A 25,981-nucleotide genomic window follows, 5' to 3' on the forward strand; every position below is an offset into this window, starting at 1 on the left:
AGCGCAGGGCAACCTTCACACAGCCACCAAGCGCACGTCGTCGCCCTCGGTGATTTTCAACGCTTGCGCCGCGGCGGCACCCAGCAACAGCGGCTGCCCAGGCGCCCAGTGTAGCTCCAGCAACGTGGCGCGGTAATCTTGCAGCAGCGTGTTGCTCACCAGGTATGGTCGCCCGCCAGGCGTGGCGGCGCCCTGTTGCAGCGTGGCCTGCGCCAGCTGGCTTTGGGCGATCGAGCGGATGCTCGACACCCGCGCATGCAGCGTGGGCCCGCCATCGAACACATCGATGTAATGGTCGGTTTCAAAGCCTTCTCGCATCAAGATGTCGAAGGTGACCTGCGCGCGCGGGTGCACTTGGCCCATGGCCTCTTGGGCAGCGTCTGGCAGCAGGGGCACGTAGATCGGGTAATGGGGCATCAGTTCGGCCAGGAAGGTACGGCTTTTGAGCCCGCACAAGCGCTCGGCCTCGGCGTAACTGACATCGAAGAAATTACGCCCGATGGCGTCCCAGAACGGTGAATCGCCGTTTTCGTCGCTGTACCCGACGATTTCGGTCACCACCGATTCGGCGAAGCGCTCCGGGTGGGAGGCCATAAACAGCAGGCGGGCCCGGGAGTTCAGCTCTGCCCAAGGGCTGCGCACCCGCTCGGGCACCACGTAAAAACTGGTAAGCAGGCTGTTGCCGGTCAGGTCGTGGCATTGCGAAAGCACGTGGATTTTATTGTGGATTTTCAACTCGCGCGATGCATGCACGAAGGTTTCATTACGAAAGCTGTAAAACGGCGCCGAATAGCCGGCCGAAGCGACGATCGCCGAGCACCCTTGCAGGCGGCCGGTGGCCGTGTCTTCGAGCACGAAAAAATAGCTTTCTTCGCCGTTAAAGCTCACTTCGGCGGCAAACGAAGCCTCGGAGGCGGCGATCTTGTCGCCCAGCCGTTCGACATCGTCGGGCAGCGACGTGACCCCGATCGGGCTGTCGGCGGCCAACCGCTGAACCTCGCTTAAGTCAGCCATTAGCGCAGGGCGCATCACCAGCATGGTGCCACTCCTAGAATACTCAGGTACCGCCAGGCGCCGGGGCCCGCAAGCACCCGGCGCGATACGTCAGGCGCCGGTCAGCTCGGCCACGGCCCGTTCGAAGCGATCCAGGCCTTCGTCGATGTCTGCCGTGTCGATCACCAGGCTCGGTGCGAAGCGCACCACGTCGGGGCCTGCCTGTAGAATCATCAGGTCGTGTTTTTCCGCGGTAGTGAAGAAATCCTTGGCCCGGCCTTTCCAACCCTCGGCCAGGACACAGCCGATCAGCAGGCCCATGCCGCGCACCTGACTGAACACGCCGTAGCGTTCGCCAATGGCGCGCAAGCGGCTCATGAAGTGTTCCGAGCGCGCTTGCACCCCCTGTAATACCTGCGGGGTATTGACCACATCGACCACGGCCTCGGCCACGGCGCAGGCCAGCGGGTTGCCGCCGAAGGTGGTGCCGTGCACGCCCACGCTAAAATGCTGGGCCAGCGTTTCACGGGTGAGCATGGCGCCGATGGGAAAGCCGCCACCGAGGCTTTTGGCACTGGAAAGGATGTCGGGGGTCACCCCATAGTTCATATAGGCGAACAACTGGCCGGTGCGGCCCATGCCACTTTGCACTTCGTCGAACACCAGCAGTGCATTGTGCTGGTCGCACAGGGCGCGGGCGCCTTCGAGGTAGGCCTTGTCGGCCGGCAGCACACCGCCTTCACCCTGGATCGGTTCCAGTACCACCGCGCAGGTGTTGTCGGAGATTGCCGCCTTCAGCGCGTCAAGGTCGTTGTAAGGCACATGGGTGATGCCGTCGATCTTCGGCCCAAAGCCATCGGAGTACTTCGGCTGGCCGCCGACGCTTACGGTGAACAGGGTACGGCCGTGAAAGCTATTGAGCGCGGCGATGATCTCGAACTTTTGCGGGCCGTATTTATCGTGCGCTACCCGCCGCGCCAACTTGAAGGCCGCTTCGTTGGCTTCGGCGCCGGAATTGCAGAAAAACGCGCGGTCGGCGAAGGTGGCCGCCACCAGCTTCTTGGCCAAGCGCAGGGTGGGCTCGTTGGTGAAGATGTTGGAAACGTGCCACAGCGTGTGTGCTTGCTCGGTCAAGGCATTGACCAACACCGGGTGGGCGTGCCCCAGTACGTTCACGGCGATGCCGCCGGAGAAGTCGATCAGTTCTCGGCCCGCCTGGTCCCAGACGCGCGACCCCGCGCCGCGTACCGGAATGAAACCGGCCGGGGCGTAAGTGGGGACCACTACCTGGTCGTAATCGGTGCGTTGCACCGCAGCGTGCTCAACGGACATCAGCGTCTCCTGAAACGAAGCGCCAGCCCATCGGCTGGCATTGGGGGATTGTAGGGGCTGGCTGGGCGACGGCCTTGCGGCCAGGCGACAACTTGTTATAGCCAGTATCCGCCAGCGGGCGGGTTTTCATCCAAGCGACATAAAGTATCGTGAATGCGTAGTCTAAACGTTGTGCATGGGGTTTTGAATCCACCCAGGGCAGCGGCTTTAGGGTTTTATCCAGGCGCGAGGGGTGCTCAGACATTCGTACACCCATTGTGCGCGTGGGCTCTGCCGCCAGGCAAGGTGCCGCAACGGGCCCTGGTGGGCTGTTTTAGACGTTGGCTGCCCCCCCATTGGCGATGCCTTTTGCTGCCCGGCGGGCGGGGCGCGTCAAGGGCAAGATTTACCGGCCTGGAGCAGTGCGGCATTGCCTGGCGCTAAAAGTGGTTAATATACGCATCCTTGAGTATTCATCGGGCCTGCTTCCATGACCGACCTCCCCCCCAAACACCTCCTGCGGGCCAGGCGAGGTCTTGGCCGAGTGACCTTATCTGATGTTGCCAACGTCGCCGGTGTGTCGCAGATGACAGCGTCACGGGCCTTGAACAAACCCCACATGGTGTCGCCTGCTTTGGTTGAGCGCGTGAAGGCCGCCGTCCTCGAAACCGGGTATGTCACCAATATGCTCGCCTCGGGGCTGGCGTCGACGCAAAGCTACTTTATTGCCGTGGTGGTGCCCAGTATCGCGTCGCTCATCTATCTGGAGTTCCTGCAAACGTTGCGGGCAGAGCTGTCCAGCGCCGGCTACCAGGTCATCTTGGGCGAGAGTGATTATGCCAAGCCGCAAGATCCCGGCTTGATCGAAGCGCTGATTGGGCGCCGCCCAGACGCGATCGTGATAGTCGGTACGGTGCAGTCTGAACAAGTGCGCGCGCAACTCGCGGCCTCTGGCATTCCCGTGGTTGAAACCTGGGATTTGTCTGCCCAGCCGCTGCAGATGTTGGTGGGGTTTTCCCAACATGCCGTAGGCTGCGCCGCCGCCGAGTACCTGGTAGGCAAGGGCTACCGCCGTTTGGCCTTGATCGGCGCCGACGACCAGCGCGCGGCGGTACGCACCGAGGGCTTCATGGCCACCATTCGAAAGCTGGACGCCGCCATGCACGTGCCTTCCAAGGTAATCCCCGCGCCCAGCACAATGGGCGCGGGGCGCCAGGCATTGGCGCAGTTGCTGGCCGAGTACGGCGAATTGGACGCCATATTCTGCACCTCTGACATGGTTGCCCTTGGTGTACTCACCGAAGCCAAGGCGCGCGGGCTGAAGGTCCCGCAGCAATTGGCGGTGATGGGCTATGGCGACCTGAACTTCGCTGCCGACACCGACCCGCCATTGTCGACGGTGCGTGCCGATGGGCGGGCGATTGCGGTCAGCACCGCTCAATTGATACTGGCCCACCTTCAGGGCCGTGCCACTGGCACCACGGTCGACGTCGGTTTTTCGATCGTCCATCGCGGTTCCGCCTGACCCGCGTTCACGCGCCCCTCTTTCGGTTTATCGCTACTGGCTCGGCACCGACGCATTTGCGCTCCGACTTAGTTAGCGCTATCATAAACTTGATAGCGCTATCAGCTCATACAAAAAAGCCAAGAGTCGGAGTCAGCATGTCTCACATAACCCGCGTCGAAATTTTCGATTTCAAGTATGAAGTGATCAACTTGGCCGCCGAAGGCCTGCACACCCATAACCATGTGGCCTATAAAAAAGGCGGCCGCATGCAGCTCTCGAAGTACGCCGTCGTGATCGAAACCAACGATGGCGCACGTGGCGAGTACGTGGCCATGTGGGGCGGTACACGCCCAGCGTTGGCACAATCGCTGATGCTGGCTCCCGACCTGCTCGGCCGCGATCCCAACCAGCGTGAAGCCATCTACGACGAGTTCAAGCGCAAGCTCCACCATTTCGATCACATGGGCCACGGCCCTATCGACATCGCCTTGTGGGACTTGACCGGCAAGCAACTGGGGGCCTCGATCCAGACCCTGCTCGGCGGCTATCGCTCAAGGCTTAAAGCCTATGCCAGCACCTTCCATGGCGACCGTGCTGGCGGCTTGGACAGCCCGCAGGCCTATGGCGACTTCGCGGTTCAGTGCCGCGAAATGGGCTACAAGGGCTTCAAGATCCATGGTTGGTTCGACGGCAATCCCGTTGAGGAGGCCGCGGCAATCCTGCAAACGCGCAAGGCGGTGGGCGCGAATATGGCCCTGATGTATGACGGCGCCTGCGACCTGAAAACCTTCGCCGATGCCTTATACGTTGGCCGTGCATGTGATGAAGCCGATTACTTCTGGTTCGAAGACCCCTACCGCGACGCGGGCTTGTCTGCGTTCTCGCACAAGAAACTGCGGGAAATGCTCAAGACGCCGCTATTGATTGGCGAACACGTGCGTGGGCTGGAGCCCAAGGCGGACTTCCTCATCGCTGGCGGTACCGACTTCATCCGTGTCGACCCGGAATACGACATGGGCATTACCGGGGCGATCAAGACCGCGCGGCTCGCCGAAGCGTTTGGCCTGGATGTAGAAATACACGCGGTGGGCCCGGCGCACCGGCACGTGATGGGGGCCATTCGCAACTCCAATTTTTATGAAATCGCCTTGGTCGGGCCTGACTGCCCGAACAATATTCCGCAGGTCTACGCCTGCGATTATTCCGACCAAATTGACTGTATCGACCAGGACGGCACCGTGCCTGTGCCCACCGGCCCCGGCTTGGGTGTTACCTACGACTGGGACTACATCAAGCGGCACACCACCGCGCATCACGTGTTCGATATCAAGGATCGCTGAAACCACTGCCCAGGTGCGGCGCTGCGTCCGTAGCGCCCGCGCCTGCTCCACATTCCAATAAAGCCGGATCAGAACCGGCCACCGAGCCTACGTTACCTTTGGGCTCAGGAGACAGCTATGACCACGTCAGGCATGAAGAACGCCCCCACCGTAGCCGGCATCGAGCGCGATGCCGTGTCCAGTTCCGCCGCCCGCAGCCATATCCGGTTTTACATCCTGGCGCTGATCGTCCTGGTGACCGCGGTCAACCTGGGGGATCGCGCCAATTTATCCATCGCCGGCTCAGCGATGTCCAGCGAGCTTGGCCTCGATGCCGTAGCCATGGGCTACCTGTTTTCCGCCTTCGCATGGGCTTACGTCATTGGCCAACTGCCCGGTGGCTGGCTACTTGATCGGTTTAATTCGATCAATGTTTATGGCGGGGCCTTGTTTCTTTGGTCTTCGTTTACCTTCCTCCAAGGAACGGTGAGTTGGCTGCCCGCAGGGTGGGTAGTCGTTTCGCTGTTCTGCCTGCGCTTTCTGGTGGGTTTAGTCGAAGCGCCGATCTACCCGGCTAATAACTATGTGGTCGCGGCCTGGTTCCCGTTGAAAGAACGCGGTATTGCCACCTCGATCTTCAGCTCTGCCCAGTACGTTGCGGTGCTGCTGTTCGTTCCTATCATGGGTGTGCTCGGCCATGCCTTGAGTTGGCATTACGTGTTCTGGTTCATGGGGGCCTTCGGGATGGCGCTGAGCGTGTTCTGGTTTTACGTGATGCGCACCCCCGATAAACACCCCAGGGTGAACGCGGCGGAACTGGATTATCTCAAGCAAAACGGCGCCTTGATCGATATCGAGGCGGCCAAAAACAAAGCACCGCCACCGTCGATCAGGGCAATCGGGGTGTTATTCAAAAGCCGGATGATGTTGGGTATTTACCTGGGCCAATACTGCATCACGGCGCTGCAATATTTTTTCATCACCTGGTTCCCCATCTATCTGGTCCAGGGGCGGGGGCTGAACATTCTTGAGGTCGGCTTCGTCGCCACCTTGCCCGCCATCTGCGGCTTCCTGGGGAGCTTGTTGGGCGGCAGCATTTCCGATGCGGTCATTCGCCGAGGCGGGTCCGTGACCTTTGCGCGCAAGTTGCCCTTCGTCAGCGGAATGCTGTTGGCCACGGCCCTGGTGCTGTGCAACTTCACCGACTCGACCTATGTGATCGTTGCCCTGATGTGCTTGGCATTGTTCGGCAAAGGGCTGGCCCAAATTGGCTTGGCGGTGGTTGTCGACACCTCGCCACCGGCTATCGTCGGCATGGCCACGGGCGTCTTCGGCGTGGCGGGCAACCTGGCGGGCATCGCTACGCCTATCGTCATTGGTTACATGGTCAAGGTCAGCGGCTCCTTTACGACCGCCATGTATTTCGTGGCGGCTCACGCACTGATCGGCGCCCTGAGTTACATCCTGATCGTCGGCAAACTGCGGCGCCTGCGCCTGGCCGGTGAAACCGTTGCAACGGCTTAATGCGCGCACTTTGCTGCGCCAACCCAAAAACTTGATTCATCAGCACGAGGTATCGGCTCTATGACCACTGGCTCTACGGCGCGCCGCCCACGTTTTGCCTACGCCGCCCTGCAGCGCTTTTCCATGGCCTTGCTCGGGCAGGTTGGCCTGCCTGCCGATCAGGCACACTTGATGACGTTGCGCATGCTCGACGCGGACCTATTGGGCCATCGTACCCATGGCTTATGGTTCCTTAGCAGCTATTTGCAGCGGCTGGAGGCCGGGCACATCCGTGCCGATGCCCCCCTCGAAGTGATCGCCAGTGGCCCGGCGTCGTTTGCGTGGCGGGCCAACCGCCTGCCTGGCGCCTGGGTAATGGACCAAGCCACCCAGCAGATGTTGGCGATGGCCGCCACCCAGGCGGTCGTTACCGCCACCATTGCCGATTGTTCGCATATTGGCTGCTTGCAAAGTTATTTGTTGCCGTTAGTAGAGGCAAACCTCTTCGTGACCCTGAGTGCCACCAACCCGGGAATCGCCTCGGTAGCCCCCTTCGGCGGCATCGATGCAGTGCTCACGTCCAACCCGATTGCCTATGGCATCCCCACTAGCGCCGAGCCGATCCTGATCGACCAGTGCACATCGATCGCCAGCAACTCGTTTTTCACAGCGTTCGCTGAACGCGGCGAAAAATTACCCGGCGCTTGGCTGCTGGACGCTCAAGGGCAGCCCAGCGATGACCCTGCAGTGCTGCAAGCAAAGCCCGCCGGCACCATCCTGCCACTGGGCGGTACAGCGTTCGGCTACAAGGGCTTCGGCCTGGGCATCGCCGTGGAGGCGCTGTCGCTTGGCTTGTCTGGCGCAGGCCGCCTGACGGGGCCGGACATGTATGGCCAGAGCGTCTTTTTGCAAGTTATCAACCCAGTGCACTTCGCGGGTTTGCCGGTATTCCTGGCGGAAATGGACCATTTGGTGGCGGCTTGCCGAGCCAGCCGGGTGCGCGACGGCGCGCCGCCGGTGCGCTTACCGGGCGAGCGCGCCCTGGCGCAGCGGCGCGAGCAGATGCAGGCCGGTATTGAACTGAGCGAAGAGGTTTTTGCACGCCTGCGGCCGTGGGCGTCGAAGTTCGACATCGAGCTGCCGGCCGAACGGGCGGCGTGAATGATCGAGCAGCGTAACAGCGGCTGCCTTTTCCAATAAACAAACCGATGTGGAGTTCCTATGCTTGAGCACACCAAAGGCGTTTATATCGTCGCCCAGACCCCGTTCGACGAAGCGGGCAATGTCGACCTGAACAGTATCGACAGCTTGGTTGAGTTTTACCGGCAGCACGGTGCCAGCGGCTTTACCGTATTGGGCGTCAGCGGCGAAGCCGGCAAGCTGACCAGCGCTGAAGCCCAGCAGGTTGCGCAGCGCTACATCGAGCGTGCAGGCGACCTGCCCGTTATCGTCGGGGTAAGCAACCCTAGCCTTGCGCAACTTGCCGATTTCAGTGCTCAGGTCATGGACCTGGGCGCGGCGGGGGTCATGGTCGCGCCACCTGCCGGCATCCAGACGGATGAAGAGCTGTTCGGTTACTTTGCCGCATTGTTTCGCCACAACGAGGGCATCCCCACGGTGCTTCAGGACTTTCCGTTCGCCTCTAAAGTCGCGATGTCCGTGCCGGCGATCCTGCAACTGGTGGAATCCCACCCGGAAATCGGCCTGATCAAAGAAGAAGACCTGCCCTGCCTGAACAAGATCACTCGCCTGCGCGAGTCCCAAGGCCGGCGGGTCGCGATCTTGACCGGCAACAACGCCATGTACCTGCCGCTGGAACTGCGCCGTGGCGCTGATGGGCCGATGGCGGGTTTTTCTTACCCGGAGATGCTGGCCCAGGTGTATCAGTTGCATCAGCGCGGTGAGGCAGACAAAGCCGACGACCTGTTCGACCTTTATTTGCCGTTGCTGCGCTACGAAGCCATGGGTTTCTGGGGGGTGTGTGCCCGCAAGGAAGTGATGCGCCGCCGTGGCGCCATCGCACACGCCACCATGCGCACGCCGGGGCCGCGGTTGAGTGCGCAAGACTTGGCCGAGCTTGACCGGTTAGTGGCACGGGTGGAACAGCGGCGTGGTGAATACGCCGGCGCATAACCCGACAGCGCCGCGGGCGCCCTTGCCCAGTGAATGACGGCTCCGACTACAACTACAAACGGAGAAACAATGAACACCTACGAAATCGATGCGGCACCGGCGGCCGTGAAGCGATCACGGGTACGTTATGGGGTGTTGGCGATGCTGGTCATCGCCAGCGCTGTCGCATTGGCCGACCGGGCCAACCTTTCCATTGCGGGCTCTGCGATGTCCAGCGAGCTGGGCATCAGTTCAGTGCAGTTAGGCTATCTGTTCTCTGTTTTTTCCTGGGCTTACGTGCTGGCCCAGTTGCCGGCCGGCTGGCTGCTTGACCGCTTCGGTGCGGTCAGGGTTTATGGCTGTAGCCTCGGTTTGTGGTCGTTATTCACGTTCATCCAGGGGTTCGCCGATGGGTTGCCGGTTGGCCTGATCGTGGCCGGGCTGTTCTGCCTGCGCTTCGCCCTGGGGCTGGTGGAGTCGCCGCTGTCTCCGGGTAACAGCTCTATCGTGGCGGGTTGGTTTCCTGTGGCTGAGCGCGGCACGGCCACCGCTATCTACAATTCAGCCCAGTACCTGGCGGTGTTGGTATTTTTGCCGATCATGGGCTATTTGGTCCATTATGCCGGCTGGCATTGGGTGTTTTGGGGCATGGGCGTACTGGGGTTGCTGCTGACACTGGTTTGGGCCCGGGTGGTGCGCTCGCCGTTAACCCACCCACGGGTGAACGATGCCGAATTGGATTACCTGCGGGACGGGGGCGCCAACGTTCAAATGCAAAACGGCAACCCTTCGGGCAGCAAGGTACTGACCCGTGGGGTGTTGAAGATGTTTCTGACCAGCCGGCAAATGCTGGGCATCTATGTGGGCCAATACTGCCTGGCATCCATGCAGTATTTTTTCCTCACCTGGTTTCCCATCTATCTGGTTAAAGGCCGTGGCCTGAACATCATGGAAGTCGGCTTGGTGGCCACCATGCCCGCCGTGGCGGGCTTCATCGGCGGTGTGTTAGGGGGCGTCATCTCCGACGCACTGAGCCGCCGAGGTTACAGCGTAAGCATCGCCCGTAAGGTACCGTTCGTGACCGGCATGTTGCTGTCGTCCACCCTGATATTCAGCAATTTTGTCAGCTCTACCTACGTAATCGTCGGCCTGATGACATTAGCGTTGTTTGGTAAAGGGCTGGCGGCGGTGAACTTCGCGGTGGTGTCCGACACCGCCCCGGCAAGGCTGGTGGGCGTTGCAGGCGGGCTGTTCAATTTGTTTGGCAGTGTGTCTGGAATTGTGACGCCCGTCGTGATCGGTTACGCCGTGCAAAGCACCGGCTCGTTCACTATCGCTTTATATTTCGTCGGCGCCCACGGCCTGATCGGTGCGTTTTGCTATCTCTTCGTTATTGGCAAATTACGGCCTTTGTCTGAAAAGGTGCGGGTGCGTGAATAGTAGGGTCTTTCACACGTTCGCCGGCATCGCCACGCCAGTGTTGCCGATGGGCGCGCCGCCTCGACGAACCATCGCGGCCCTAGGGCGAAGAGCGGACGGGGCCCGGCAACATTCACGCGTCAATTCTCGTGCGAACGTCTGAAACACCACACTCGCTTGGCTCCGTCCCCCGCCTTACGCTTCAGCATGCCGATGCTATCGGGCCAAACCCCTGCTCATAACCCGCCGTTACCCACCCAGCGCCGATTATGGGCATTTGCGCTCGACCTTTGGCGCACGGCTTCTACGCTTGCTAGTGGGCTTGGGTATACCGTAGCCCTGGCGCTGGCGGGAACCACTGCGCCCGTTTCGCTTCCCTTTTCTCGGCGGCACGCCGCCGCAGCTCGAACGAGGTGCCTTGTATCCATGAGTAATCGAATCCGCCATCCCGGCTTTGCTGCATTGCGCCTGTCTGCTGCCGAAGCGGCGCAGCGAATCAGGCATGGCATGACGGTCGGCATGAGCGGCTTTACCGGCGCCGGCTACCCCAAGGCGATTCCGGGCGCGCTGGCTGAACACATCACGGCCCGCCACGCCCAGGGCGAGCCGTTTCGCATTACGGTACTGACCGGCGCCTCGACGGCGCCGGAACTGGACGGTGTGCTCGCTCGCGTCGACGGCATCGAGCTGCGCGTGCCGTTCCAATCCGACCCCGAACTGCGCGGGCGCATCAACTCCGGCGCCCTGGAGTACATGGACATCCACCTGGGGCAGTTGGCAGAGAAGGTTCGCTACGGCTTTTTCGGCAAAGTCGACGTCGCCGTAATAGAAATTTCCGCGATTCTGGAAGACGGCCGCTTGGTGCCGTCTTCGTCGGTGGGCAACAACAAGACCTGGCTGGACATGGCCGATGCGGTGATCCTGGAAGTGAACCGTTGGCAGCCCGAGGCCCTGGAAGGCATGCACGATATCTACTACGACGGCGCCCTGCCCCCCGCGCGCCAGCCCATCCCGCTGGTGCACCCGGGTGACCGTATCGGCGAACCGTACCTGAGCGTGCCCTTGGAAAAGGTGGTTGCCGTGGTGGAAACCGACGCGCCAGACCGCAACAGCCCGTTCAAACAACCGGATGCCGCCTCCAAGGCCATCGCCGACCATTTGCTGGACTTTTTGCGTTTCGAAGTCAAGGCCGGGCGCATTCCCGGCAACCTGCTGCCGATCCAGTCAGGCGTGGGCAATATCGCCAACGCCTTCATGCAAGGCCTGGGCGAAAGCGAGTTCACCGGGCTCACGGCATTTACCGAGGTGATCCAGGACGGCATGCTGGAGCTGCTGATCAGTGGCAAATTGGCGCTGGCGGCCGCCACGTCGTTCTCCTTGAGCCCCGTGGGTATCGAGCGTTTTAACGAACATGCCGAGTTCCTGCGCAAGCGCATCGTGCTGCGCCAACAAGGCATCAGCAACCACCCGGAACTGATCCGCCGCCTGGGCTGCATCGCGCTCAATGGCATGCTGGAAGCGGACATTTATGGCAACGTGAATTCGACCCACACCCTGGGCACGCAGATGATGAATGGCATCGGCGGCTCAGGCGACTTTGCCCGTAACGCGTACCTCTCGGTGTTCATGGCCCCGAGTGTGGCCAAGAATGGGCTGATCTCGACCCTGGTGCCGATGGTCAGCCATGTGGACCACACCGAGCATGACGTGTCGGTGATTGTCACCGACCAGGGCCTGGCCGACCTGCGCATGCTCAGCCCCAAGCAGCGCGCCAAAGCCATCCTGGAACGGTGCGTGCACCCCAGCTACCGAGACGCCTTGGGCGATTATATCGAACGTGCCAACCGCGACAGCTTTGGCAAGCACACCCCCCATCTGCTGGCCGAAGCGCTGTCGTGGCACGAACGCTACCGGCTGACCGGCAGCATGCTCAACCCGGAGGCCGTTGGTTGACGCGGCGGCCCTGGTGCCGATCACACCGCGGCCGGGGCGACCTTTTGCGCATCGATCTGCAGGGCCACCAACGCCCTGGCAACCTCCTCCCGCTCGAGGATACCGTCGTCGGCCAATGCCTTGAGTGCCCCCAGCACAATGAACTGCCTGTCCACCTCGAAGTGGCGGCGCAAGGCTTCTCGGGTATCGGACTGGCCAAAGCCGGCCGTGCCCAGGGCGACGAAGCGCCGGCCATTGAGCCAAGGGCGACGCTTGCGAGAGGCTCTAGGAATAATGCAATGTTGTTGCAAATGCAATCATGAGAATAGGGACTGTGTTAAAGCCTCATCCCCACCGCCAACCGATTAAAGGCATTCATCAGGGCCACCGCCAAAGTCAAGTCGGACACCTCGGCATCTGTGAAATGGGCCTTCAGGGGCTCGAACAGCTCGTCGGGCGCGCCCTGTTCGCTGACATCGGTAAGCGCTTCGGCCCAACTGAGGGCCGCGCGTTCGCGGTCGTCGAACCGTTCACTGGCGCGCCAACCCGCCAGGCAATCCAGCTTGGCTTGCGGCACTCCACATTCGCGCAAGGTCTGTGAGTGTTTGCCCAGGCAGAAGGCACAGCCATTGATCTGCGATATCCGCAGGTACACCAGCTCGAGCAGTGGCAGGCCCAACGGCCCATCGGCCAACGCCTGGTTAGTGGCCAGCAGGCCCTGGTAAGCTGCCGGCGACAGCGACTGAAACGCCAGCCTTAATCGGTTCATGGTGAAACCTCGGTGTGGTGAAAAGGCCAGGTGCCATGGTGGACACCGATTGCGTTGAGACAGCACGCACTTTAGGGGCGCGACGGCATAAGCTATAGAGCCAAAAAATGAATGAACGACTAGGCCATGGCCCTGACCTTCGCACTGGACCGCCGCCATACGGCGCCGATCTATCGCCAGTTGTATCAACGTTTTCGTGAAGCCATTGGCGACGGCCGCCTGCGCCCAGGTGATCGGGTGCCGGCCGTTCGCGCGCTGGCGGCGGAGCTGAACCTAGCACGCGGCACTGTCGAGGCGGCGTACCAGTTACTGATGGGCGAAGGCTACCTGACCGCCCACGGGCCAGCGGGCACGCTGGTTTCACCGCACTTGGCGCTCGCATCGCTGCCCCCCGCCCGGCTGCGGGCCAGCACCACGGCGTACCCAGCGATACATCGGGGTGCCAAGCCCCTCGCGCTGCAGATGGGCTTGCCCGCGCTGGACGCGTTTCCGCGCAAGCTATGGGCACAGTTAGCCGGCCGCCAACTGCGCCAAGCCGGGGTGGAGGGGCTGGTGTATCCCGATGCACGTGGCCATGCCGGGTTACGCGCGGCCATCGCCGCCTATCTGGGGATTTCGCGGGGTATCGCCTGCCACGCCGAGCAGGTTTTCGTGTGCGCCGGCTATCGCGCCTGCCTCGACTTGATCGGCCATACGCTCATGCGCCCAGGCGATGCGTGTTGGTTGGAAGAGCCCGGCTATTTCATGGCCAGGGATACCCTGCTCGAGGCCGGCGCCACGCTGGTGCCCGTACCGGTAGACGAACATGGGCTGAACGTAGCGGAAGGCATCGCCCGTTCGGAGCAGGCTCGCTTCGCGGTGGTCACGCCCAGCCACCAGAGCCCGTTAGGCGTGCCGTTGTCGCTCGCACGCCGGCTCGCGCTGCTGAGCTGGGCCAACCGCCAGGGCAGCTGGATCATCGAAGACGACTACGACAGCGAATACCACTACCAAGGCAGGCCCTTGCCGGCCCTCAAGAGCCTCGACGAACAGGGTCGCGTGCTCTATACCGGGACTTTCAGTAAGGTGCTTTTCCCTGGGCTACGCCTGGCTTATCTGGTGGTTGCGCCGGAACAGGTCGGCGCTTTCGCCCACCAAGCGGACCGCTTGCACAACCACTGCCCATACGTGCTGCAGGCAACCGTGGCCGCCTTCCTGAGTGAAGGCCATTTCGCGCGGCACCTGAATAAAATGCGCACCCTGTACGCGCGCCGCCGCCAATGGCTGGTCGATGCGCTGCGCCAGCAGCTTGGCGCCCGCCTGTGGGCCGACCCTCAAGCGGGCGGCATGCATCTGCTCGCTGGCCTGAACGACGGGGGCGACATCGACCTTGCGCAGCGCGCCGCAGCGGCCGGGCTAGCGGTCGGGTCACTGTCGCGTTGGTACCTACAAGCCCCGGCCCGACAAGGCCTGCTCCTGGGTTTCACGAACATTGCCAGTGCCGACCAAGCCTCAGCGCAGGTGCTTCGCTTGGCCAAGGCGATAGAGGCCGGCAGGTGCCCGGTTCAGTAGGCTAACCGCCACAGGTTAAGCGGCCGCTGGCTATGGGAACACCTTCGCCAGGCTGTTTTTGCCCTTCGATGTCACACTGAGCGCTCTGGAATCGAGATGGCGGACCACCCAGCCGCGCTTGAACATCAACGCCAACAGCGCTCCACCGAGCGCCCCCCGATATGCGGCGACCGCTCGCTCCAGTCCATGCAAGGGTAGGCCAGGCGCCTTCGCTGCCGCGAAATGGCATCTACATCCACACCTAACTGAAGCAAGCGATCTGTACCTTTCTCGGTGAGGCCGTCATTCGCGCCGTTTTCATAAACCCAATTTGCCTGGACCCACGCATCATGCAGCGTGGCCGCCAGTTCGCCGGCGCAGCATCCGCAATAGCGCCGGCGACCGCGGCCAAAGAAAGATCAGCAGCGTCTACATCCATTGTTCACCCGTCCCTGAAGTGTTGGTGTGCACAACCATCATACTGCGGCCAAACCACCTGAAGGGATTGGCGAATGGCACCACCGGCTTTTTTTGGAAACAAGGTCGTTGCAGCGACATGTGTGATGGCCGTTCTCGGCTGGGGCATCGGGTTCTATGGCCCACCGATCTTCTTGTACGCCGTGGTTCAACGCACCGGCTGGTCGCTGGCATGGTGCTTCGGCGCTGTCACCGTGCACTTTCTGGCGGGCACCCTGGTCGTGGTTAACCTCCCTAGGTTGTATAAGCGCTTCGGCCTGCCCCGCATCACCCTAGCGGGGGCCGCGATGCTCGCCTGCGGGGTGTATGGGTGGGCCACTGCCGGCCAGCCTTACCAACTGTTTATGGCCGCGACCCTCAGCGGCTTGGGGTGGGTGACGATGGGCGCCGCAGCCGTCAACGCCATCATTGCCCCCATGGTTCGTAGCCCGGCGGCCTGCAGCCTTGGCCATGGCCTATAACGGCGCCAGCATCGGCGGGGTGGTGTTTTCATCGGCGGGGGTGTACTTAATCGAGCGTATCGGGTTCAGCCACGCGGCTCTGTTGGTCGGCATCACTTCGATCGGCATTATTACCGCCCTTTCGATGAAGGTCTTCAATGTTCGGCCTGAGCATCTCGGCCAGCACCCCGACGGCGCAGCGACAATAGTTGTTGGCCCGGGAAGCCCGGCAGGCAGCCCAGCGGTGTCCCTGCGGGCCAACCGCCGGTTCATCACCGTAGCGGCGGCCATGGCTCTCGGGCTGTTTGCCCAGATTGGCCTGATCAGCCAGTTATTTGTGTTGCTGGCCGGCCATATGCCTGAAAAAACGGCAGCTGTGGCGATGGGCATGGCCACGCTGAGTGCCATCGCCGGTCGATCCCTCATGGGCTGGCTCATGTCAGCAAAGGCGGATAGGCGTACCGTCGCTTGCATCAGCTATGGCTGCCAGTTACTCGGCTGCTTGGCCCTGGCCGCGGCTAGCCTCTCACCCGCGCTGCTGTGGGCGGGGGTTGTCCTTTTCGGCCTAGGAATCGGCAACGCGACCTCGCTCCCACCGCTGATTGCTCAATCAGAGTTTCCGGCGCAACACGTACAGCGCGTGGTTACGCTGATTGTGGCGACGTCACAAGGGTGCTACGCCTTCGCCCCGGCGATGTTCGGAGGGTTGAAAACATTGGCCAACGGCGCGACTGGTGAAGTATTGATACTCAGCCTGGCCGTCGGAATCGAGGCGCTGGCAATACTGGCGTTGGCGGCCGGAACCGGCGCTTGGAAGCAACGCGAGGGTGGCCTTACGCGTCCACTTGAGTGGTGGGCCGAGGGGCACCCTTCAATCCAACACCACATGCGGCAAAAACCGGCTGCTGTCCTTGGTAATCAAGCTGTCGTCTTCCCGAATGCCAATCCCGGCCGGCGTGTCCCCCACCACCCAGGACCCGACCACCGTATAGCTGTCGCCAAACCGCGGCAGCGGCGCGCACTGCTGCAGGATATATGGGGCATCGGTGTAGGGGCCGCCTTCGCTGAGCCGCTGATGGTCGTGGGTGTGAATCTCGATGTTCGCACCCTCGCGGGAAAAGAACGGTTTGCGCACCCAGCCCGGCGACACCGGGCGGCCCGGCTGGGGGTCTACCCGGGCCGGCAGCAGATTGGGGTGGCCTTCATGAAGCTGCCATAGCAAGGCCAGGATGCCCTTGTTGCTGATGATGGCCTTCCAGGCAGGTTCCACGAATTGGGTACCGGAGGTGGCCACCGCCTGGCCGAACGGTTCGAGGAAGATGTGTTCCCAGGCATGCAATTTGAACAGCCGCTCGATGGGCCGGGCCTGCAGGTCGACGAAGCGGCCATCAGCGGCCAGGCCAATGGCCTCCAGGTCGATATGGCGAGCGTCAATGCCGGCGTGGCGGGCCATGCGTCGCAAAAAATCGGTGGTGCCACGGTCTTCGACTGAACCGGCGATAGCGGAGAAATAGAACGGCGCGCCGCTAGGGAAGGTCGCGAACGCTCGCACCAGGTCTTCGGCCAGGGTATTGAACTGGTTGGCCCTTGCGGGCAGGTTACCCAGCGCAATCTGGTCCTCCAGCCAAAGCAGCTGCACCGCCGCGGCCTCGAGCAACGAGGTGGGTGTGTCGTAGTTGGCTTCCAGCAGCTTGGCCGGCCCGTGGCCGTCATAGGAAAAATCGAAGCGCCCGTACAGGTGTGGCTGGCCCTCTTTCCAAGAGCGGCGCACCAGGTCGAAGAACGCCGGTGGGATGGCCAGCGACGCCAGCAAGGCTTCGCTGTCCACCACTCGAGCGACCACATCCAGGCACATCTCGTGAAGTTCCTTGGTGGGCGCCTCCAGGTCGCGGCTTACCTGTGCTTCGCTGAATTGGTAATACCCGCGCTCGTCCCAATAGCGCTCGCCGTCGAGGGTATGGAACACGAAGCCCTCACGCTCGACCCGCGCCTGCCAGCCGGGGCGCTCGGCAATTGGGATTTTCTTCATGGTCAGCCGCCGGCGCTGAAGCCGCCGCTCTTGCTGCTCCAGCCACTGCGCGCGGTAGCTTGGCTACCAAAGCCGCCACGGGAAATGGTCGAGCCCACGGTGGCGCCACTGCCCAGGCTTTTGGCCAGCGTCGACGGGGTATAGCTACCGCCGCCGCTGCGCGCCTGGCTGGAGCGGCCGAAGGTTTTGCCGTCGTCCATCTGCTGGGGCAAGGTAGTGCTGGCATAGCCGCCCTGGCGCGTGCGGGTGTCGTAGATAGGCTGGGCAAAGTAGCTGGGGCGGCTGCCGCTGAGCAGGTTGCCGATCAATAACCCCGTCAGGAAACCATTGCCACCATCGCTTTGGCTGCGGGCCTGCTCAGCCTGTTCACGCGGCACCTCGCCGGCCATGGCCAACTCGAAGCCGCCCAGGCGCGGCGCGAAATGCCCATCGGGCGTGGCCTGGCAGTAGCCCTCGACGAAATCGGCATCGCACGACGCCTGGTCGTCGTAGGTGGGCGCAATGCGCTTGTGATCGGCCAAGGCCGTCATGTAGGCATCGGAACAGACGTCTACCGGGAACTTGGCTTCCACGCATTCCTGCACGGTTTTGAAATTTTTCCGCGCCGTCACGTTCACCGTGTCTGAGTGGTTACACGCGGCCAGCGCCAGTGGCAAGGTACCAGCCAGTACCAGTGTTACCGAACTGCGGGTTCTCATCGAAATCTCCTTGCCCGGCGGCTCAGGCCGACGGCGTCATGCACGCCGAGTTGAGCAGGCCAACGCTGACCGCAACGGCCGCCGAATAAATGGCCGCGGCCATCTCGCCGCGTGCGATACGGGCCGAAAGCCCTTTGAGCACCAGGCTGGTGCCGGCGAAGGCGAGCAATTGCACCACCGCGGCGATGACCACCCACACCACGAAATCGAGCACGCTGACGCTGTAGGCGATGATGTTGCTGGCCGGCAGGGCAAAACCCACCAGCGAGCCCGCCAAAGCCACCGCGGCGGCGCTGTTGTTCTCGCGGATCAAGTCGAATTCTTTGTGCGGCGTCAAGCGTGTGTAGGCGAACTGGAACAGCGCGAACAACAACACCGCCACCACGATATAGATAATGAAACCGAACACGGCCGTAGCGTTGAGCGATAGGGCGAGTGCAGCAAGCATGGGCATATCCTTGTCAGAGAACCTTGATATCGGTGGGTTGCAGGCTCACGCCCACGGCGGTGGTGAGGCTCACATTGCCGGCTTCGTCTTCCTCTACCGAGAACAACAAGAACTCACGCCGGTTGGCCAAACCCACCTCACGCGCATAAAGCATGGCTAGGTGCTCCACCCGGTAGCTGGCCTCGGGGCTGGTGACGAATTCCTCCAGCGGCACGAACTCGGTCTGCCCCGCCTCGCTGCCCCATTGGCGCATGAACACTTCGCCGTCGTGTTCGTAGGTGGGCAGGCCAATGGGCGACTGTGGGCCGGTCAGGCGCAACAGCTCAGCCTGGCTGGCGACAGGCGTGGCCGCGAAGTAGCCGAACAAGATGATCTCTTCGATATCGTCAGCGCCCGGGCCGTTCATCACCACTTGAACGAAGTAGTCTTCGTCGTCCAGGTAATAACGGTTAATGCCCATGCCCTGGCCGAGGTCGATGTGCCCACGGGCCCAGACCTTTTCATCGCCGGGCAGCACCACATGGGAATGGCCGGCGAGCAACAGCTTGAGCGAAGGGTCCAGGCACACCATGCGCCCCGGCCCCAGTTCCAGCGGCCCGGCTGCAGTGGCTGCGGGCGCGGGCCTGGTGCCCCGTACCGGCGCCTCCAGGCCCAACCAGCGTTTGATCACGCCCATGTGCGCTCCTTGGGGTTCTGAACAGCGGTTATTGCGGTGTGTTTTGCCGCGCCTTCAAGCGGGCGAGCACGTCGGCACCGCCAGGCGACGAGGCGCCGATGCCCGCCTCGCGCAGGCGTTTGTCGAGGTCACCGCCATTGGCCGCGGCAGCCAGTTCTTCGGCGGCTTCGAGCTTGGCGTCACGCTCGTCCTGGCGTTGCTTGATGCGTGCCAGCGAGTCTACCGCGGTTTCCAACTTGCCGCTGGCACCGCCGGTGGCGGCGGCGGTGGCCACCCGCGCCTGCTGCACGGTTTCACGGGCCTTGGCCATTTCCACTTGCTGCTTCAGGCCCTTGATCTGCGCATCGGCGCGGCTCACCTGGGCGTGCAGGGCGTCTACCTGTTTGCCGAACTGTTCATTCAGCAGCCTTTCCTGTTCGCGCTGGCCTTCGATTTGCGCAATCTGGTTGGCGCATTCGCTGGCCAGGCTTTCTTCGCCCTTACCCAGCGCGGCGATGGCCTTGCCTTCCCAATTGGTGATGTCGTTGTCGTAGGCCGCCAGGCGTTGCAACGACAGCTTGTGCTTGGCCTTGATCTCAACCAGGCCGTTGCGAGCCTTGAGCACGGCGGCTTCGGCATCGCGCTGCTCTTGCTCGAGGATGCGAATGGCATTGGCATCGACGATCGCCTCGCCCGCTTCCGATGCGCCGCCACGAATGGCGGTAACTACTTTTTTCCAGATACTCATCGTGCTCACTCCGATGTTATGCGGTGAAATGGTCGCCAAACGCTTCGACGGCCCGAACCATGTTCTCAGCCAGCGTGTGCACTTCCTGCACGATCACGGTCAGGCTCGAAGCAGCGCTGAGGGCGCCGAACATGCAGTAGATTTCGGTGCCAGCCACCTGCTCGATGCCCACCGAGGACAACGGGAACAGGTCGCGATTGCGCAGCACCAGGTCGTTGAAGGCGGCGCGGTCCTTAACCTTGTGCGCCTCGATCAAGGTGGCATCGACCAGTACCTGATCACCGGCTACGGCGACGTACACCGGCATCCCGCCATATTCGCTGAGTTTGATTTCGATGCTGGGCTGCTCGCCAGCGAGCAACTGCATGGCAAACTCGCCGGTAGTGGCCAGTTCCAACTCGGCCAAGGCGTTGAACAGGCTGTTAACGGTCCAGTTGCTGTCTTGTGTCATGAAGCCCTCCAATTTGACCCTATCGCCCAAAAAGGGCTGGCGTAACGCCTTTTCGACGCCCCTGAGGGCGGCGACGTTTTCCGGAAGTACCCAGAACTCCCGCTTGACCAGCCCCGCTTCGCGCAAGCGCTCGCGCATTTGCCGCACGTAATCGGCCGAGGTTTTAGGTTTGCCCGTGGGCCTTGCGCCTAGGGTTTTACGTGGCATGGGCCGCTCCGAACATTACATGTAAGCAACCTACACCTGCCCATGGGCAAGATGCAAACCTTACATGTAAGAATATGCGACTACAGCGACCTACCATGCACCAACAGTGTCAACCGCGTTCAGCCGGCACCGAAGCCAGTTCGAAGGGGTTGCCACCGCGGCGCTGGTTACGGTCTTCACGGGGCGTTGCGCCAAAGAAATTGCGGTAGGCACTGGAGAAATGCGGGCCGGAGGAAAACCCACACGACAGGCCGATCTGGATGATCGACTTGCTGGTTTGCAACAGCATTTGCCGTGCTTTGTTCAGGCGCAGCTCGAGGTAATACTGGCTGGGCACCCGGTTCAGGTACTGCTTGAAAATACGCTCTAGCTGGCGCCGCGACACACATACGTGTTGGGCGATCTCATCGGTGGTCAGCGGCTCTTCGATGTTCGCTTCCATCAACAGCACGGCCTGGGTAAGCTTCGGGTGGCTGGAGCCCAGGCGGTTTTGCAACGGGATGCGCTGGCGCTCGCCCCCCTCACGGATGCGCTCGACCACCAGTTCTTCAGAGACCGCGCCGGCGAGCTCCGCGCCGTGGTCGCGGGCGAGCATCGCCAGCATCAGGTCGAGCACCGCCACCCCGCCACAGGCGGTGAGGCGATCACGGTCGCAATCGAACAAATGGCTGGTGGCGATGACCTTGGGAAAGCGCTCGGCAAAGTCATCCTGCCAGCGCCAGTGCACCGCGGCCCGGTAGCCATCGAGCAAACCCAATTGGGCCAGCGGGTAGAGGCCGGCAGACAACCCGCCCATCACGCAGCCGCTGCGCGCCACCTGTTTGAGCGCCGCCCCCAGCGCCGAGGATAGCGCCAGCGGTGGCTCGTCGGCCACCAGGAACAATCGTTGGCAACGCTCCAAGCGCCCCTGCCAGGGTTCGCCCGGCATCCACCCGCTCGCGGTAACCTCGGCCTGCAGCAGCAGCGCCTCGTAACTGACTTCCGGGTGCACCCGGCAGGCCACGTCCAGCGCTTCTTCGGCCAGTGCCAGGGTCAGCGGCCTGGTGCCGGGCCAAATGAGAAAACCGATTCGCTGGGGGATCATGGGGGCGGTCACGCTCGTGAACTGAAGGCAATCATTCAAGACTACCGGATAGGAACTGGCGCGGGCGATCGGATGCAGGGGCGCTCAGCAGCTTGTACATAGGCGTGTTCTCTGTAAAAAAGGCTTAGTCGCTAAGCAACCGGCCGTGGCGAATCGGTTCGGCGCCGGCCACCTTGGCCAACCATACCCCCGGCTGCGCATAGCGCACCCGCTGCACCGCATAGAGCACGCCGCTGGTACCTGAACGTACACAGGTCACGCGATCGGCCAGCGGGTCGATCACTTCGAACAACGGCTCGTCGCGCCGCACCTGCTCACCAGGGCGGCGTAAAAAACTCACCACGCCCGGGTGTGGCGCGTAAAGCAGCTGCGTACCCTCGAAGGGCAAGCCCTCGCAGGGCGCGTGGGCTGCGGCCGGGAAGTCACCAGTGAGCAAGCCTTGCTCGGCCAGAAACGCCAGGATGCCGGCCGCATGGGCTTGCGCCTGGGCAGGCTGAGTGTCGGCCTGGCCGCCCAGCTCAAGGGTAGTGGCCAGGCATGCCAGCGGCACGTGGGCAAAGCGCTGCGCCAAACGCAGCCAGGGCAACGAGCAAGCCTCGTCGAAACTGCTGCCGCCGGAATCTTCGGCCAACAAGCCCACCCGGACCCCCAGGTGCGCGGCCAGTGAACGCCATTGCGGCCAATGTTGCGGCAGTGCGTACATGTGCAGCGCCGCCTCGGCGTCACAGTGCAAATCCAGCACCACATCAGCGTCGCAGGCGTGGGCCAGCAGTAACCGCTGCAGGCCCTGCAGTGCGCTACTTGCCGGCGGCAGGCTGGCTAATACGCCAGCCATCGCCTGGCGGATCATCTGCACGTTGGCGTGGGGGTCATCGCCGAGCTGGCCGGCCACGGTGGCGGCCACCGGTTCGCTTAGTTCGAAAAAGTCGCGGTTGAAGTTGCGCCCGCTGGCCAGATCGAAGCGGCCCTGGTGTACACCGTGCAACACTTGCCCCAGGCCCAACGGGTTGGCCACGGGCACCAGTTCGATAACCCCAGCCAGGCGCCCGGCGCTTTCCAAGGCAGCCAGCCGCTGCTTAAGCTCCCATGCAGTGCGCATGCCTGGCATTTCGTCGGCATGCAGGCTGGCCTGGATATAGGCCTTGCGCTCACCGCTGCCGAAGCGCAGCACGCTCAGGGTGTGGGCGCTGCCCAGGCTGCTCCACGGCAGCGGATGGTCGATTCGTTGCATGCTTCACCCCTTTTGCGGTCTAGCGCCTGCGCTTACATAGGCCTCGAAAGCCAGCTAATAAGTAGCAGCGAAACGCTGGTGATGCCCGGGCCATGGGCCGCCACTGCCTGGTAAAAAGGTGAACGGTTCACCGGGGCTACCAGCCGCTTGCGCCGGGGAAACGGCCAGGGAATGCAGGCACACGGATAACCAGAATACGGCCGGCGAAAGCGGCGCATTCTAACGGGAGGTGGCGGCGGGGTCCAGCAGGCGCCCCACCCTAGCGGTGAAGGGCGCCGGATATCCGATCAGGCTGAGGCCTTGCGCATCTGCTTGTGGGTGTCGATCAGGTGCTGCACCACCCCAGGGTCGGCCAGCGTCGAAATATCGCCCAGCGCGTCGTATTCGGCGGTGGCGATCTTGCGCAGGATGCGCCGCATGATCTTGCCCGAGCGGGTCTTGGGCAGCCCCGGCGCCCACTGGATCACGTCTGGCGAGGCGATGGGGCCGATCTCCTTGCGCACCCAGTTCTTCAGCTCCAGGCGTAGCGCTTCGCTGGGTTCTTCGCCGCCGTTCAGGGTCACGTACACGTAGATACCCTGGCCCTTGATGTCGTGCGGCACGCCCACCACTGCCGCCTCGGCCACTTTCGGGTGGGCGACCATGGCGCTTTCGATCTCGGCGGTGCCCATGCGGTGGCCCGACACGTTCAGCACGTCATCGACGCGGCCGGTAATCCAGTAGTAGCCGTCCTCGTCGCGGCGCGCACCGTCACCGGTGAAATACATGCCGCGGAAGGTCTTGAAGTAGGTGTCGACGAAACGGTCGTGGTCGCCGTACAGCGATCGCGACTGGCCCGGCCATGAGTCGAGAATCACCAGGTTACCCTCAGCCGCGCCTTCGATGATGTTACCCAGGTTATCCACCAGTGCCGGCACCACACCGAAGAACGGCTTGGTCGCCGAGCCCGGCTTGAGGGCGATGGCGCCCGGCAGTGGGCTGATGAGGATGCCACCGGTTTCGGTCTGCCACCAGGTATCGACGATAGGGCAACGCGCCTTGCCCACGGTGTGGTAGTACCAGTTCCAGGCTTCCGGGTTGATCGGTTCGCCCACCGAACCGAGCAGGCGCAAGCTCGAGCCATCGGCGCCTTCGACGGCGGCGTTGCCCTCGGCCATCATGGCGCGCACGGCGGTAGGGGCGGTGTAGAGAATGTTCACCTTGTGCTTGTCGACCACCTTGGCCACGCGGGTGATGTCTGGGTAATTGGGGATGCCTTCGAACAACACGGTGGTGGCACCGTTGGCCAGCGGGCCGTAGACGATGTAGCTATGGCCGGTGACCCAGCCGACGTCCGCGGTACACCAGTAGACCTCTCCGGGGCGGTAGTCGAATACCCGTTCGTGGGTCAGCGCCGCGTAAAGCAGGTACCCAGCGGTGGTATGCAACACACCCTTGGGCTTGCCAGTGGAGCCGGACGTATAAAGGATGAACAGCGCCTCTTCAGCACCCATTTCTTTCGGTGCACAGGTGCTGGAGGCAACTTCGAGCAGGGCGTGGTACCAGATGTCGCGGTGGCGGTTCCACTCGATGTCACCGCCAGTGCGCTTGCACACGATCACCTGTTGCACGCTGGCGGTTTCCGGGTTGGTGAGGGCCCGGTCGACATTGGCCTTGAGCGGGATCTTCTTGCCGCCGCGCAGGCCTTCATCGGCGGTAATCACCACTTTGGAGCCGCAGTCGATGATGCGCCCAGCCAGCGCCTCGGGTGAGAAACCGCCGAACACCACCGAGTGGATTGCACCAATGCGCGCACAGGCCAGCATGGCCACCACCGCCTCGGGGATCATCGGCATGTAGATAGTCACCACGTCGCCGCGGTGCACATCTTGTCCACGCAGGGCATTGGCGAACTTGCAGACCTCTTCGTGCAGCTCGCGGTAGGTAATGTTGCGGTGTTCGCTGGGGTCGTCGCCTTCCCAAATGATCGCGACCTGGTCGCCACGTGCCTCGAGGTGGCGGTCCAAGCAGTTGTAGGCCACGTTCAGCGTACCGTCGGCGAACCATTTTATGTCCACATGGTGATCGTCGAAGGAGGTTTGCTTGACCTTGGTAAACGGCTTGATCCAGTCAAGGCGCTGGGCTTGCTCGCGCCAAAAGCCGTCGGGGTTGATCACCGACTGCTGGTAAAGGGCCTTGTAGGCCGCCTCGTCGGTGAGAGTATGCTTGGCCACCTCAGGGGAAACGGGATACAGGGAAGCCGCACTCATCGTTACTTACCTCGGGTAATCATTGTTGTTGTATGGCCCCCTTATAGCGCATGCCGGCCTATCCGGGCCATTCGACCATTGTCTTACGGTTACCCAGCATAGACTACTTTACCCGCCCCGGCCGCCATAGGCGCCGAGGCCATGGGATTATTACAGCGCGCCGCACACTGTTTATCAAGAAGTTTTATATAACTTTGCAGTGCACCCCCCTACACTGCGCCCCGCCACTTCGGCACGGGCGGTTCGCCACCGCAGGGCCGCCCCGGCTTTAACTTTCAAACTGTACGGCACTGCCCGCCAAACCCGGCCGGGCATGTACTTGGCCGCCTGGCCCACAAGGCGGCGGCCACTTCTTATCGACGAGGTTATTTCTCATGAAAGCTGCACTGTGGGCTATCGCATTCTGTGGCGCCTGTGCCACGGCCATGGCCGATCAAGCCCCCCAGCCTACCGCACCCGCGGCGGTGGAACACTATCACTACGGCATGGCCCTGGATATCGCGCAGGTATTGAAACAACCGCGCGTTCCACAAGTGTGTGGCGTAGTGCCTGTGCAGATGACCTATCTCGACTCACAACACCAACAACATATTCTTGAATACCTGGTCGTCGGCGACGGTTGTAACAATGGTTAAAAACCCTTGCATCATTAAATAAAACACTAACTTCTTATTCATAAACTGCAACGGTAAAGTTGGCGCCACGCTGTTCGCCTACCTCACGCCCCCGCCCCGTACCTTCACGCGGCGGGGTGTGGCGAGCGCATTGTTGGCCAGGGCCGAAGGGCGCCCACGCGCGATACCCATAGGCCATGGCGCTGGCGCTGTATTTATCCAACACCTTGCCAGCGCACATCCACACCAGGCTTG

Annotated in this window: 22 protein-coding genes and 3 pseudogenes; 10 read left to right on the forward strand and 15 right to left on the reverse strand. The window is 62.3% G+C overall.

Going from position 1 to position 25,981, the window contains the following annotated elements; all coding sequences use genetic code 11:
- Nucleotides 1-15: 15 nt before the first annotated feature.
- The 3 genes from aruF to HAQ05_RS10815 all read right to left on the reverse strand — a co-directional run bounded on the left by aruF (nt 16) and on the right by HAQ05_RS10815 (nt 2,569).
- Entirely contained in the window at nt 16-1,038 is a 1,023-nt protein-coding gene (gene aruF / locus HAQ05_RS10805) for an arginine/ornithine succinyltransferase subunit alpha (protein ID WP_190420275.1), read from the reverse strand.
- A 66-nt stretch (nt 1,039-1,104) separates the two neighbouring features.
- Nucleotides 1,105-2,325, reverse strand: coding sequence for an aspartate aminotransferase family protein (locus HAQ05_RS10810; RefSeq protein WP_190420277.1), 1,221 nt, complete (start codon nt 2,323-2,325; stop codon nt 1,105-1,107).
- Nucleotides 2,315-2,569, reverse strand: coding sequence for a hypothetical protein (locus HAQ05_RS10815; protein WP_190420279.1), 255 nt, complete (start codon nt 2,567-2,569; stop codon nt 2,315-2,317). The genes HAQ05_RS10810 and HAQ05_RS10815 overlap by 11 nt, the downstream gene beginning before the upstream one ends.
- Nucleotides 2,570-2,848: 279 nt before the next feature.
- Between HAQ05_RS10815 and HAQ05_RS10820 the strand changes: the two genes are divergently transcribed.
- The 7 genes from HAQ05_RS10820 to HAQ05_RS10850 all read left to right on the forward strand — a co-directional run bounded on the left by HAQ05_RS10820 (nt 2,849) and on the right by HAQ05_RS10850 (nt 12,117).
- A complete protein-coding gene (locus HAQ05_RS10820) occupies nt 2,849-3,829 on the forward strand; it encodes a substrate-binding domain-containing protein (protein ID WP_202988056.1) in 981 nt (326 codons plus the stop codon).
- A 137-nt stretch (nt 3,830-3,966) separates the two neighbouring features.
- Nucleotides 3,967-5,151, forward strand: a complete 1,185-nt coding sequence (locus HAQ05_RS10825) for an enolase C-terminal domain-like protein (protein WP_190420283.1) — start codon at nt 3,967-3,969, stop codon at nt 5,149-5,151.
- A 117-nt stretch (nt 5,152-5,268) separates the two neighbouring features.
- Nucleotides 5,269-6,654 carry an MFS transporter gene (locus HAQ05_RS10830; protein WP_238935298.1) on the forward strand — a complete coding sequence of 462 codons (1,386 nt, stop codon included), beginning with the start codon at nt 5,269-5,271 and terminating at the stop codon, nt 6,652-6,654.
- Nucleotides 6,655-6,714: 60 nt separating this feature from the next.
- Nucleotides 6,715-7,794, forward strand: a complete 1,080-nt coding sequence (locus tag HAQ05_RS10835; protein ID WP_190420285.1) for an Ldh family oxidoreductase — start codon at nt 6,715-6,717, stop codon at nt 7,792-7,794.
- A gap of 60 nt (nt 7,795-7,854) precedes the next feature.
- Nucleotides 7,855-8,766: a dihydrodipicolinate synthase family protein gene (locus HAQ05_RS10840; RefSeq protein ID WP_190420287.1), complete on the forward strand. Its 912-nt coding sequence runs from the start codon at nt 7,855-7,857 to the stop codon at nt 8,764-8,766.
- Between the two features lie 69 nt (nt 8,767-8,835).
- The gene (locus HAQ05_RS10845) at nt 8,836-10,185 is read left to right on the forward strand and encodes an MFS transporter (RefSeq protein ID WP_190420289.1); all 1,350 of its coding nucleotides are present in this window, start codon (nt 8,836-8,838) and stop codon (nt 10,183-10,185) included.
- A gap of 405 nt (nt 10,186-10,590) precedes the next feature.
- The gene (locus HAQ05_RS10850; protein WP_190420291.1) at nt 10,591-12,117 is read left to right on the forward strand and encodes an acetyl-CoA hydrolase/transferase family protein; all 1,527 of its coding nucleotides are present in this window, start codon (nt 10,591-10,593) and stop codon (nt 12,115-12,117) included.
- Between the two features lie 20 nt (nt 12,118-12,137).
- Here HAQ05_RS10850 and HAQ05_RS10855 read toward each other — a convergent pair.
- Nucleotides 12,138-12,365, reverse strand: a pseudogene (locus tag HAQ05_RS10855) (hypothetical protein); the annotation flags it as partial.
- Nucleotides 12,366-12,433: 68 nt separating this feature from the next.
- Entirely contained in the window at nt 12,434-12,865 is a 432-nt protein-coding gene (locus tag HAQ05_RS10860; protein ID WP_190420293.1) for a carboxymuconolactone decarboxylase family protein, read from the reverse strand.
- A gap of 126 nt (nt 12,866-12,991) precedes the next feature.
- Here HAQ05_RS10860 and pdxR point away from each other — a divergent pair, with 126 nt between their 5' ends.
- Nucleotides 12,992-14,416: a MocR-like pyridoxine biosynthesis transcription factor PdxR gene (pdxR, locus tag HAQ05_RS10865; RefSeq protein ID WP_190420295.1), complete on the forward strand. Its 1,425-nt coding sequence runs from the start codon at nt 12,992-12,994 to the stop codon at nt 14,414-14,416.
- Between the two features lie 30 nt (nt 14,417-14,446).
- Here pdxR and HAQ05_RS28650 read toward each other — a convergent pair.
- Nucleotides 14,447-14,775: pseudogene (locus HAQ05_RS28650) on the reverse strand (transcriptional regulator); the annotation flags it as partial.
- Nucleotides 14,776-14,907: 132 nt separating this feature from the next.
- On the opposite strand from HAQ05_RS28650, the pseudogene HAQ05_RS10870 reads away from it, so the two are divergent.
- Nucleotides 14,908-16,105: pseudogene (locus HAQ05_RS10870) on the forward strand (MFS transporter); the annotation flags it as partial.
- 78 nt (nt 16,106-16,183) lie between these two features.
- Here the strand turns inward: HAQ05_RS10870 and HAQ05_RS10875 are convergent.
- The 9 genes from HAQ05_RS10875 to acs all read right to left on the reverse strand — a co-directional run bounded on the left by HAQ05_RS10875 (nt 16,184) and on the right by acs (nt 25,112).
- Entirely contained in the window at nt 16,184-17,341 is a 1,158-nt protein-coding gene (locus tag HAQ05_RS10875; protein WP_190420297.1) for a glutathionylspermidine synthase family protein, read from the reverse strand.
- A gap of 2 nt (nt 17,342-17,343) precedes the next feature.
- Nucleotides 17,344-18,039: a DUF1190 domain-containing protein gene (locus HAQ05_RS10880; RefSeq protein ID WP_190420299.1), complete on the reverse strand. Its 696-nt coding sequence runs from the start codon at nt 18,037-18,039 to the stop codon at nt 17,344-17,346.
- A 22-nt stretch (nt 18,040-18,061) separates the two neighbouring features.
- The gene (locus tag HAQ05_RS10885; protein WP_190420301.1) at nt 18,062-18,487 is read right to left on the reverse strand and encodes a DUF350 domain-containing protein; all 426 of its coding nucleotides are present in this window, start codon (nt 18,485-18,487) and stop codon (nt 18,062-18,064) included.
- Nucleotides 18,488-18,500: 13 nt separating this feature from the next.
- Nucleotides 18,501-19,163, reverse strand: a complete 663-nt coding sequence (locus HAQ05_RS10890) for a DUF2491 family protein (RefSeq protein WP_190420303.1) — start codon at nt 19,161-19,163, stop codon at nt 18,501-18,503.
- 28 nt (nt 19,164-19,191) lie between these two features.
- Nucleotides 19,192-19,890: a PspA/IM30 family protein gene (locus tag HAQ05_RS10895; protein WP_190420305.1), complete on the reverse strand. Its 699-nt coding sequence runs from the start codon at nt 19,888-19,890 to the stop codon at nt 19,192-19,194.
- A 16-nt stretch (nt 19,891-19,906) separates the two neighbouring features.
- Entirely contained in the window at nt 19,907-20,548 is a 642-nt protein-coding gene (locus tag HAQ05_RS10900; RefSeq protein WP_190420307.1) for a YjfI family protein, read from the reverse strand.
- Between the two features lie 109 nt (nt 20,549-20,657).
- Nucleotides 20,658-21,644, reverse strand: a complete 987-nt coding sequence (argR, locus tag HAQ05_RS10905) for a transcriptional regulator ArgR (RefSeq protein ID WP_190420309.1) — start codon at nt 21,642-21,644, stop codon at nt 20,658-20,660.
- A 112-nt stretch (nt 21,645-21,756) separates the two neighbouring features.
- Complete coding sequence (locus HAQ05_RS10910; RefSeq protein ID WP_190420311.1) at nt 21,757-22,863, reverse strand: succinylglutamate desuccinylase/aspartoacylase family protein; 1,107 nt, start codon at nt 22,861-22,863, stop codon at nt 21,757-21,759.
- A gap of 287 nt (nt 22,864-23,150) precedes the next feature.
- Complete coding sequence (gene acs / locus HAQ05_RS10915; RefSeq protein WP_190420313.1) at nt 23,151-25,112, reverse strand: acetate--CoA ligase; 1,962 nt, start codon at nt 25,110-25,112, stop codon at nt 23,151-23,153.
- A 374-nt stretch (nt 25,113-25,486) separates the two neighbouring features.
- On the opposite strand from acs, the gene HAQ05_RS10920 reads away from it, so the two are divergent.
- The gene (locus tag HAQ05_RS10920) at nt 25,487-25,747 is read left to right on the forward strand and encodes a DUF2790 domain-containing protein (protein WP_190420315.1); all 261 of its coding nucleotides are present in this window, start codon (nt 25,487-25,489) and stop codon (nt 25,745-25,747) included.
- Nucleotides 25,748-25,981: the final 234 nt, after the last annotated feature.

This window comes from Pseudomonas typographi (genome assembly GCF_014694385.1).
In the GTDB taxonomy this organism is placed as follows: domain Bacteria; phylum Pseudomonadota; class Gammaproteobacteria; order Pseudomonadales; family Pseudomonadaceae; genus Aquipseudomonas; species Aquipseudomonas typographi.